10 protein-coding genes are annotated in these 9,265 nt (G+C 60.1%); 4 read left to right on the forward strand and 6 right to left on the reverse strand.

From position 1 onward, the window contains the following. Positions 1-159 precede the first annotated feature (159 nt). From kduD to Q0072_RS09845, 4 genes are all read right to left on the reverse strand, one after another. Positions 160-915: a 2-dehydro-3-deoxy-D-gluconate 5-dehydrogenase KduD gene (gene kduD, locus Q0072_RS09830; protein WP_298329155.1), complete on the reverse strand. Its 756-nt coding sequence runs from the start codon at positions 913-915 to the stop codon at positions 160-162. Positions 916-1,105: 190 nt separating this feature from the next. Continuing rightward, positions 1,106-1,954, reverse strand: coding sequence for a 5-dehydro-4-deoxy-D-glucuronate isomerase (kduI, locus tag Q0072_RS09835; protein ID WP_298329183.1), 849 nt, complete (start codon positions 1,952-1,954; stop codon positions 1,106-1,108). 183 nt (positions 1,955-2,137) lie between these two features. Beyond that, positions 2,138-2,917 (reverse strand): SDR family NAD(P)-dependent oxidoreductase, encoded by a 780-nt coding sequence (locus Q0072_RS09840; protein ID WP_298329158.1) that lies wholly within the window; start codon positions 2,915-2,917, stop codon positions 2,138-2,140. A 53-nt stretch (positions 2,918-2,970) separates the two neighbouring features. Then, positions 2,971-3,252, reverse strand: coding sequence for a helix-turn-helix domain-containing protein (locus Q0072_RS09845; RefSeq protein ID WP_298329161.1), 282 nt, complete (start codon positions 3,250-3,252; stop codon positions 2,971-2,973). 191 nt (positions 3,253-3,443) lie between these two features. On the opposite strand from Q0072_RS09845, the gene rhmD reads away from it, so the two are divergent. The 4 genes from rhmD to Q0072_RS09865 all read left to right on the forward strand — a co-directional run bounded on the left by rhmD (position 3,444) and on the right by Q0072_RS09865 (position 7,519). Next, complete coding sequence (gene rhmD / locus Q0072_RS09850) at positions 3,444-4,640, forward strand: L-rhamnonate dehydratase (RefSeq protein WP_298329164.1); 1,197 nt, start codon at positions 3,444-3,446, stop codon at positions 4,638-4,640. A 169-nt stretch (positions 4,641-4,809) separates the two neighbouring features. After that, a complete protein-coding gene (locus Q0072_RS09855) occupies positions 4,810-5,682 on the forward strand; it encodes a fumarylacetoacetate hydrolase family protein (RefSeq protein ID WP_298329166.1) in 873 nt (290 codons plus the stop codon). Next, on the forward strand, positions 5,682-6,428 hold the full coding sequence (locus tag Q0072_RS09860) for an SDR family NAD(P)-dependent oxidoreductase (protein ID WP_298329168.1): 747 nt from the start codon (positions 5,682-5,684) through the stop codon (positions 6,426-6,428). Before Q0072_RS09855 ends, Q0072_RS09860 begins: the two co-directional genes overlap by 1 nt. 182 nt (positions 6,429-6,610) lie before the next feature. After that, a complete protein-coding gene (locus Q0072_RS09865; RefSeq protein WP_298329171.1) occupies positions 6,611-7,519 on the forward strand; it encodes an amidohydrolase family protein in 909 nt (302 codons plus the stop codon). Between the two features lie 140 nt (positions 7,520-7,659). Here the strand turns inward: Q0072_RS09865 and Q0072_RS09870 are convergent, their stop codons facing one another. After that, entirely contained in the window at positions 7,660-8,220 is a 561-nt protein-coding gene (locus Q0072_RS09870) for a GNAT family N-acetyltransferase (protein ID WP_298329175.1), read from the reverse strand. After that, on the reverse strand, positions 8,213-9,199 hold the full coding sequence (gene pseG, locus Q0072_RS09875; protein WP_298329180.1) for a UDP-2,4-diacetamido-2,4,6-trideoxy-beta-L-altropyranose hydrolase: 987 nt from the start codon (positions 9,197-9,199) through the stop codon (positions 8,213-8,215). Before pseG ends, Q0072_RS09870 begins: the two co-directional genes overlap by 8 nt. Positions 9,200-9,265 lie beyond the last annotated feature (66 nt).

Consider the following 9,265-nt stretch of genomic DNA (forward strand, 5'->3'; position numbering starts at 1 on the left):
CTCCCTACGAAGTGGGGAGGTGGCAGCGAGCGAAGCGACGCTGACGGAGGGGTATTACCGTCCGTAAGATACCCCTCCGCCTCGTAAACTCGGCACCTCCCCATAAAATGGGGAGGAGGGAGGCAGCAAACGTTAATTCGTCACCACAGCCTAGAGCGCTTAGCGCGCCAGCCAGCCGCCATCCACCGGGATGATCGCGCCGTTAACGTAGTCCGACGCCGGGGCGGCGAGGAAGACCGCCGCACCGCCGAGGTCGGACGGCTCACCCCAGCGACCGGCCGGGATGCGGTCGAGGATGGCCTTGTTGCGATCGGCATCGGCGCGCAGTTGCGCCGTATTGTCGGTCGCCATATAGCCTGGCGCGATGGCGTTCACGGTAATACCCTTGCCCGCCCATTCATTGGCCAGAAGACGGGTAATACCGGCAATACCGGACTTCGACGCCGTGTAGGACGGGACGCGGATGCCGCCCTGGAAGGAGAGCATCGAAGCGATGTTGATGATCTTGCCATAGCCCTGAGCGATGAAGTGACGGCCCACGGCCTGCGCCATGAAGAAGGCGCCCTTGATGTTGACGTTCATCACGTCGTCCCAGTCTTTTTCTGAAAAGTCCACGGCATCGGCGCGACGGATCAGACCGGCATTGTTGACGAGGATATGCAGGCCGCCCAGTTCGTCGATGGCCGTCTTCACGACGCGCTCGATGGGCTCCAGCGTGCCGAGATTGGCGTCGATATTGAGGAACTTGCGGCCCAGCGCCTTGACCTTTTCACCGGTTTCATCGGCGGGCACGATGCCCACGGCGGCGATGTCGGCACCCGCTTCGGCCAAAGCCAGCGCAATACCCTGCCCCAGACCCGTATTGGCGCCGGTAACAAGGGCAACCTTGCCGGTCAGATCGAATGGATGGCTCATGAAATATCTCCTCTTTTTCTGATCCTTCCCCGTTTACGGGGAAGGTGGCAATCCGCTGGCGGATTGATGGAAGGGGGATGATTCAGACTGAACCATTTCACCCACCCACCGCTTCGCGGTCCCCCCTCCCCGTAAACAGGGAGGGATTAATTACGGGGTGAAGGGGGCGTGCCCCCTTCGCCTTGAACACTTAAGCGAGCTGACAGATGTCCAGCACCTTCATGTCGGTATAGTCGAGGTTTTCGCCCCCCATGGCCCAGATAAAGGCGTAGTTCGACGTGCCCGCGCCCATGTGGATCGACCACGGCGGTGAGACGACGGCTTCGTTGTTCTGGATGACGATATGGCGCGCGGCATCCGGCTGCCCCATGAAGTGGAACACGCGGTCGTTTTCACCGAGGTTGAAGTAGAAATAGACCTCCGAGCGGCGGTCATGGAGGTGCGGCGGCATGGTGTTCCACACCGAGCCGGGGGCCAGAATGGTCAGGCCCAGCAGCAGCTGGCACGACTTGGCCGTGGTCGGCACGATGTACTGATAGATAACGCGCTGGTTCGATTGTTCCAGCGAGCCGCGCTCCAGCGGTACAGCCTGATCAATCGAAATCTTGACCGTCTCATAGCGCGCATGGGCGGGCGTCGAGGTCAGGTAATAGAGGGCCGGATTGGCGGCATCGCTTGACGCGAAGACCACATCCTTCGTACCCATCGGGATGTAGAGACCGTCCTTCTGCGCTAAATCATAGGCGACGCCATCGACGGTCACCACGCCCGCACCACCGCCGACATTGATCACACCCAGCTCACGGCGCTCAAGAAACGGATGACCGGCGGCCGACGCCGGTTCGGTCTGATCCGGCAGGCGCACGCTCTGCGACACCGGGGCAACGCCGCCGACCACAAAGCGTTCGAAATGAGTGTAGTTGAGGACCACCGAGTCCGGGGCAAACAGGCCCTGCATCAGGTATTTGTCACGCAGATCATCCGTATCCGCATAGGCCATCATATCGGGATGGGTGGCGTGATAAATCTTGGCGTACAAAGACGTCTGGCACATGGCAGCGGCTCCGGTTTTTTATAAAGGACCCCGACCCGGCGGCGCGGAACCCCATATCCCTGCACGGCGAAATCCCGGTTTGCGGGATTGTTCGCCACATAATGAGACTTCCTATAGCGACAAATGAAAAGGAAGGAAACCGGTTTCCTTCCTTTTCTGTCAACGATTTTATTGCAGGTTGACGAAGGCCCCGCCATCGACCAGAAGCGACGCGCCCGTCACATATCCGGCCAGTTCTTCGCAGGCGAGGAAGATGACCGGCCCGGCCAGATCTTCGGGCTGCCCCAGACGACCCAGCGGAATGCGGCCTTCCATGTAGCTGCGCTTTTTTTCGTCAGCCAGGTCATCCTTGTTGATGTCGGTCAGGATGGTGCCGGGCAGGACCGCGTTGCAGCGGATGCCATGCTTGCCCAGCGCGATGGCGGTCGATTGCATCAGCGACAGCACACCGGCCTTGGTCGGCGTGTAGTGGGTCTGGAACTCACCGCCGACCAGCGCCGAAATGGACGACACCGCGACGATGGAGCCGGCGAAGCCGTTGGCCTTCTTTCCTTGCTTGACCATCTGGTTGGCGGCGGCCTGACACATATAGTAGGCGCCGTTCAGGTTCACCTTGATGGTGCGGTCCACGACATCGACCGGCATGTCAAGGAATCCGTGGAAAGGACAGATGCCGGCATTGTTGACGAAGGTATCAACGCGGCCATAGGCTTCGACCGCCGCCGCCACAAAGGCCGTCGCCGAAGCCGGGTCAGCAACATCGCCGCGCAGGGCAAAGGCTTCGCCCCCGAAGCTACGGATTTCCTTCACCGCCGATTCGGCCGCGGCCTCATCGCCCGCATAGTTGATACCCACCTTCGCGCCCTGACGCGCCGCCCCGATGGCGATAGCGCGACCAATGCCTTTTGAGCCGCCGGTAACCAGCAGTACCTTGTCCTTGAGCAACATGTCTGTCTCTTCTTTCTGACCGGAAGCGCGAAACGCCCCCCGTTTCCTTCCAATTATGGCTGAATTGCCTGTTGCGACAGGCGAATGAATTTGGGCCCCAGCCGATAGCCGCCACCACTGCCGTCGCGCGGGGCCACGCTGAGGTAGCCCTGCTCAACAAGGGTCGAGGCCAGACGATAGGCGGTGGAGCGCGCGAGGCCCGCGGTTTCGGCGATTTCGCTTAAACTGCCGCGGCCCGACGCCACCGCCTCAACGATCATCAGCCCACGCACAAGGGTCTGGCTACCGCCAGGTTTGTCACGTTTGGTTTCGGTGGTCGTCGGATTTGCGTTCATGCCCGGTTTCGACGTTTCTGCGTTCACGCTTGACGTTTTTTGCTTGATAAGCCTTGGCTTAATTTCATATATTGGAATAAATAGATTGGCAATCGCATTTATGCTCATTATTGAGCAATTTCACCACAAACCGATCATTTCCGGTCCTCCCGGAACCGCATTCGACACGCAGGGTTAAAAAGGCTTCTATTATGGGTTACCCCAAGATCAAGCAGGTGCGCGCTTACGTCATTAAAGGTGGCGAGGGCGGCGGCGGCGCCGATTACCACGATCAGGGCGAAGGCCACTGGATCGACAATCACATTGCGACCTCGATGGGGCGCTATCCGGAATATCGCCAGAGCCGCAAAAGCTTCGGCATCAATGTGCTGGGGACGCTGGTCGTCGAAATCGAAGCCGATGATGGCACGGTCGGCTTTGCGGTGACCACGGGCGGTGAACCCGCCTGCTATATGGTCGAAAAGCACTTTGCCCGCTTCCTCGAAGGCCGCAACCCGTTCGAATATGAGCGCATCTGGGATCAGATGTATTTCGGCTCACAATATTATGGCCGTAAGGGCATCGTGGTGAACGCCATTTCCGGCGTCGATCTGGCCCTGTGGGACCTGATGGGCAAGCTGCGTCAGGAGCCCGTCTATCACATGCTGGGCGGCGCGGTGCGCGACGAACTGCAATTCTACGCCACGGGCGCGCGTCCGGACCTCGCCAAGGAGATGGGCTTTATCGGTGGCAAGCTGCCGCTGTATCACGGCCCCGTCGAAGGCGACGAAGGCCTGAAGAAGAATGTCGAGCTGATCGCTGATATGCGCTCGCGCGTCGGTGAAGACTTCTGGCTGATGTACGACTGCTGGATGGCGCTTGACGTCAACTATGCGACCAAGCTGGCGCACAAATGCCATGAGTACGGCCTGAAATGGATCGAAGAAGCCATCAATCCGGACGATTACTGGGGCTATCAGCAGCTTAAGAAGAATGTCCCGGCCGGGATGCTGGTCACCACCGGTGAGCACGAATCGACCCGCTGGGGCTTCAAGATGCTGCTGGAAATGGGCTGCTGCGACATCATCCAGCCGGATGTGGGCTGGTGCGGTGGCGTGACCGAACTGCTCAAGATCTCGGCCCTGGCTGACGCGCACGGCGCGCTGGTCGTGCCGCATGGCTCGTCGGTCTATAGCTATCACTTCGTCATTACGCGTCACAACTCGCCGTTTGCGGAGTTCCTGATGATGGCGCCGAAGGCCGATCACGTGGCACCCATGTTCCATCCGCAACTGCTCAATGAGCCGATCCCGGAAAAGGGCCGCTTGAAAGTCACGGCGCTGGACAAGCCGGGCTTTGGGGTGGACCTGAACCCCGAAGTGAAGCTCTATCGCCCCTACGAACATTGATCTTTAGCCACGAAAAGCACGAAAACCGTTTTCCCGTGACGCCATCGGTTCCATAGGGATCGAGCGCCTCCGGCGCTCAAAGAGACTAGAAAAGCAGACACCTTGGTCGCCCGTCGCTTTTCGTGTGTTTTCGTGTTTTTCGTGGCCAATATTTTTAAGGAACCTCCCCATGAAACTCGTTCGTTTTGGCCCCAAGGGTCAGGAAAAGCCCGGCGTGATCGACGCTGACGGCAAGTTGCGTGATCTGTCGTCGGTCGTGGCCGACATCACCCCCGAAGAGGTGCGCCTGTCGAAGCTGGCCGGCCTCAAGGCCACCGACGTCTCGGCCCTGCCCGTCGTCGAAGGCGATGTGCGCTATGGCGTGCCGGTCAACAAGATCGGCAAGATCATCGCGGTCGGCCTCAACTATGCCGACCACGCCGCCGAATCGAACCTGCCCGTGCCGCCGGAGCCCATCTTCTTCACCAAGGCGGTGACCTCGCTCACCGGCCCCAATGACGAGGTGATGAAGCCCCGCGACGCCACCAAGATGGACTGGGAAGTTGAGCTGGGCCTGATCATCGGCAAGACCTGCCGCTATGTCGAAGAGGCCGATGCGCTGAGCCACGTCGCGGGCTATGTGCTGGTCAACGACATTTCTGAGCGCGCCTTCCAGAAGGAGCGCGGCACCCAGTGGGTCAAGGGCAAGGGCTGCGACACCTTCTGCCCGACCGGCCCCTGGCTCGTGACGCCGGAAGAGATCGGCGACGTGCATAACCTTGACATGTTCCTTAACGTCAATGGCGAGCGCATGCAGACCGGCAATACGAAGACCCTGATCTTCAACGTCGCCCACTGCATCAGCTACATTTCGCGCTTCATCACCCTGCAACCGGGCGATCTGGTCATCACCGGCACGCCGCCGGGCGTGGGCGAAGGCAAGAAGCCCAACCCCATCTATCTCAATGCGGGCGACACCATGCACCTCGGCATCACCGGCCTCGGCGAACAGCGCCAGACCGTCGTTCCCTTCTCGCTCGAACATCAGGAGATCATCGGCTAATGGCCTATGCTGGACGTTTTGAAAACCGCTGCGCCGTCATCACCGGTGCCGCCGGGGGCCTCGGTAAGGCCGCCGCTCAACGCATTATCGCCGAAGGCGGTAAGGTCGTCCTGTGGGACCTGAACGCCGACCTGCTCGAAACCACCGCCACGGAAATCGGTGCGGCCGGTTTTGTGGCGCTCGATGTCTCAAAGCTGGAGGAGGTCTCTGCGGCAGCTAAAAAGTCGGCGGAAATCCTGGGCAAGATCGACATTCTGGTCGCCTCGGCGGGCATTACCGGTGCGACTGTGCCGGTGTGGGAATTCCCGGTCGAGTCGTGGCTGAAGGTCATGGACATCAATCTCAACGGCCTCTTCTACTGCAACCGTGAGATCATCCCCTTCATGCTGGAAAACGGCTATGGGCGCATCGTCAATGTCGCTTCGGTCGCGGGCAAGGAAGGCAATCCCAACGCCTCGGCCTATTCGGCATCGAAAGCGGGCGTGATCGGCTTCACCAAGTCGCTGGGCAAGGAACTGGCCACCAAGGGCGTCATCGTCAATGCCCTCACCCCGGCCACGTTTGAGTCACCCATTCTGGCGCAACTGCCGCAAAGCCAGGTCGATTATATGCGCTCGAAAATCCCGATGGGGCGTCTGGGCATTGTCGATGAATCGGCCGCCATGGTGTGCTTCATGGCCTCGGAAGAGTGCTCTTTCACCACCGCTTCGGTGTTTGACACGTCGGGTGGTCGCACGACCTACTAATAAAAAAGCGGCGGCGCCTGACAGTGCCGCCGTTCTCGCATAACAAAGCACGCAAATCGCTATGGTGAGTCGAAAAGACTTAGCCGGCGAGACACGCAGCGCAGCGTCGTTGAGTACGTGAGCCGCGTATCGCAGACGGATGAGGCTTTGCAGACCTCCAGAGCGGTTTGCTCGGAGGAAACATGACAAAACTGCCTTTTATCGATGCCCATATCCACCTGTGGGACCTCGACCACCTGCGTTACGGCTGGCTGAGCGCGCCGTTCGACGATACCGGAGTCAATGGCTCGACCGAGGCCATCGCCTCGACCTACCTCCCCTCGCATTATCAGGCTGACGCCACGGGGTTCGACGTGCGCGGCACCGTGCATATCGACGCGGGCGCGCATCCGGACGATGCTTTGGCCGAGACGCAGTGGCTGCAAAAGCTGCATGAACAGACCGGTCTGCCCACCGCGATTGTCGCCTTTGCCGGACTGAACGATCCGAAGGTCGAAGCCCTGCTGGAGGCCCATACGCAGCATTCCGCCGTGCGCGGCATCCGCCACATCCTCAACTGGCACTCCAACCCCTATTTCAGCTATACGCCCGCCAATTTGCTGGAAGACCCGCAGTGGCAGGCCGGCTATGCGCTTTTGGCCAGATACGGCCTGTCCTTCGACCTGCAAATCTACGAAAACCAGATGGCGGCATCCGCGGCGCTGGCGGCAAAGCACCCCGACATCCCCGTCATGCTCAATCATGCCGGTATGCCGGTCAATGACGGCGAGGGTTATCTGAGCCGCTGGGAAACGGGTCTGAGGGCGCTGGCCGCGCAGCCGAATGTCTCGGTGAAGATTTCCGGCATGGGTTTTGCCAACCGCCACTGGACGACCGAGACCATCCGTCCACTGGTGCTGACGGTCATCGACATCTTCGGCACGGATCGCGTGATGTTTGCGTCTGACGTGCCGACCGACAAGCTGTTCTCGGACTATAAGACCATCATGGAGTCGTTTGACGCGGTGACCGGTGACTTCTCCGAGGCTGAGCGCAAGGCCATGTTCGCCGGCAATGCCAACCGCCTCTACCGCCTGAATCTTGCACTTTAGAGCGGTATGCTTCCTGATGGAATCATACCGCTCAAGCCGCCATTGAGGCGGCGGCCAAGGTGGCAAAGCCACGGCCCGGCAAGGGGCTAAACAAAAATCTAGATCATTATATTTCTACCAGAAATCATAATGATCTGAGACTACTCTGTCTTGTTGCCGTCCCAGTCGCGGGTGTCGGGGAATTTTTTGCGGAAGGCGCGCCATTCCGCCGCCTCCTGCTCGAAGATATGCAGGTCGTGGCGCGCCCCGTTTTTGAGGACGTGATTTTTCAGCACGCCAACATGGCGATAGCCGTTGAACACCTGAGATCGAACCACGCGGTCGTTCCAGTGGACGATATGATTGACCAGCTTATGCAGCCCCAATGTGCAAAAGGCGTGGTTCAGCGTGCCGATAAAATTAAACGCCGACAGGGCCGGTGACACCGCCTCATCCCCCACATAGGCCCCCACCTCGCCTATGCCATTCACCCGGTCGGTCACGGTGATCGAGGTATAGCCGACATCGCGGCCTTCGATGCAGATAATGCGGTGATGATAGTCGTCACGGCTGGCGCAGCGTTCGATCCAGCCCCGCTGGCGCTCAATATCATAGGGCACATCGGTCAGCATAAATTGCGTGATGCGCGCCGATGTGCGCCAATCCAACAGCAGCCTGGCATCATCCGGTTGCACCGGCCTGTAGCTTAAAAACTCATACACGGGTCATGGCCTCCACTATACGTTCCGCGCCGCGCCCATCGACCAGAGCGTGGGCCCTGGCCGCCACGGTCACACGGCCGAGCACATCAGACAGAAGGGTCTTTACCTTCTCATTAAAACCCTCAGGCCAGCCGTCGCGTGCGTCCATCACCGGATAGGGTGAGGCGTTCAGCAGCGCCGCCTGATTATCGACCACCACCATGACCAGTGCGGGTAAGCCCATGGCGGCAACTTCACCGACACTGCCGCCGGCGGCGGTCACGACCAGAGACGCCCCACTCAGGACCTCGGCCACATTGTCGGGCGACAGATAGAGTTTCAAAGCCGCATGGGTCGCACACAGGCGACGCAGGGCATCGACATCGCTATTGGCCGGGCCGACGATCAGGCGGATATCATAGCGCGGCGCGACCTCAAGCAGGGCTTCGGCGCACAGGGCCGTAAAGCCTTTGGGGTCAGACCCGCCGAACAGGACGCTGATGTGCGTGCGGCCTGATGGGGGATAGGTGCGCCGAAATTCGTGACGGATGGGTGCATAGTCGGGACCCAGACACAGATGCGCATCCGGCGTGATTTCGGCATACATCTCAGGCGATGCCGAAGCGGCGGCATTGATCACCAGATGAACGTTCAGCGGCCGTACCTGCGCCAGATCATCAAAGGCGGCCAACCGATAATCCGCACACAGATCAGCGTAAAAATCAGTCGCCACCGCGTAGGAATCGACCAGCAGCAATTCGCCGGTAGGTACGCTGGCACGGATGGCCGCAGCGTCTTGCGGGCTGCCGATCACCGTCTCCAGCCGCCGGCAACCGGCCCCGATCTGCGCCAGACGCGAATGGATGGCCTCAGAGGCCTCGTTGAGCAGAAAGGTCACGGCTATACCCCGATGACGCGCGGCTTCTGCCACGGCGAAACAGCGCATAAAGTGGCCAAGGCCAATCTGTGCAGAGGCTTCGGTACGCACCCACAGATGCATGTGCGCCCCCTCCCCCGATCAGGCCGTGAAGCCACCATCGACACACAACACGGTGCCGGTGATCCA

The sequence above is a fragment of the Asticcacaulis sp. genome, assembly GCF_027484505.1.
Taxonomy (GTDB): domain Bacteria; phylum Pseudomonadota; class Alphaproteobacteria; order Caulobacterales; family Caulobacteraceae; genus Asticcacaulis.

What these genes read in the sequence shown, in the direction of transcription:
- kduD (WP_298329155.1), bottom strand. Translation starts at nt 915, where the DNA reads ATGAGCCATCCATTCGATCTGACCGGCAAGGTTGCCCTTGTTACCGGC.
- Q0072_RS09840 (WP_298329158.1), bottom strand. Translation starts at nt 2,917, where the DNA reads ATGTTGCTCAAGGACAAGGTACTGCTGGTTACCGGCGGCTCAAAAGGC.
- Q0072_RS09845 (WP_298329161.1), bottom strand. Translation starts at nt 3,252, where the DNA reads ATGAACGCAAATCCGACGACCACCGAAACCAAACGTGACAAACCTGGC.
- rhmD (WP_298329164.1), top strand. Translation starts at nt 3,444, where the DNA reads ATGGGTTACCCCAAGATCAAGCAGGTGCGCGCTTACGTCATTAAAGGT.
- Q0072_RS09855 (WP_298329166.1), top strand. Translation starts at nt 4,810, where the DNA reads ATGAAACTCGTTCGTTTTGGCCCCAAGGGTCAGGAAAAGCCCGGCGTG.
- Q0072_RS09860 (WP_298329168.1), top strand. Translation starts at nt 5,682, where the DNA reads ATGGCCTATGCTGGACGTTTTGAAAACCGCTGCGCCGTCATCACCGGT.
- Q0072_RS09865 (WP_298329171.1), top strand. Translation starts at nt 6,611, where the DNA reads ATGACAAAACTGCCTTTTATCGATGCCCATATCCACCTGTGGGACCTC.
- pseG (WP_298329180.1), bottom strand. Translation starts at nt 9,199, where the DNA reads ATGCATCTGTGGGTGCGTACCGAAGCCTCTGCACAGATTGGCCTTGGC.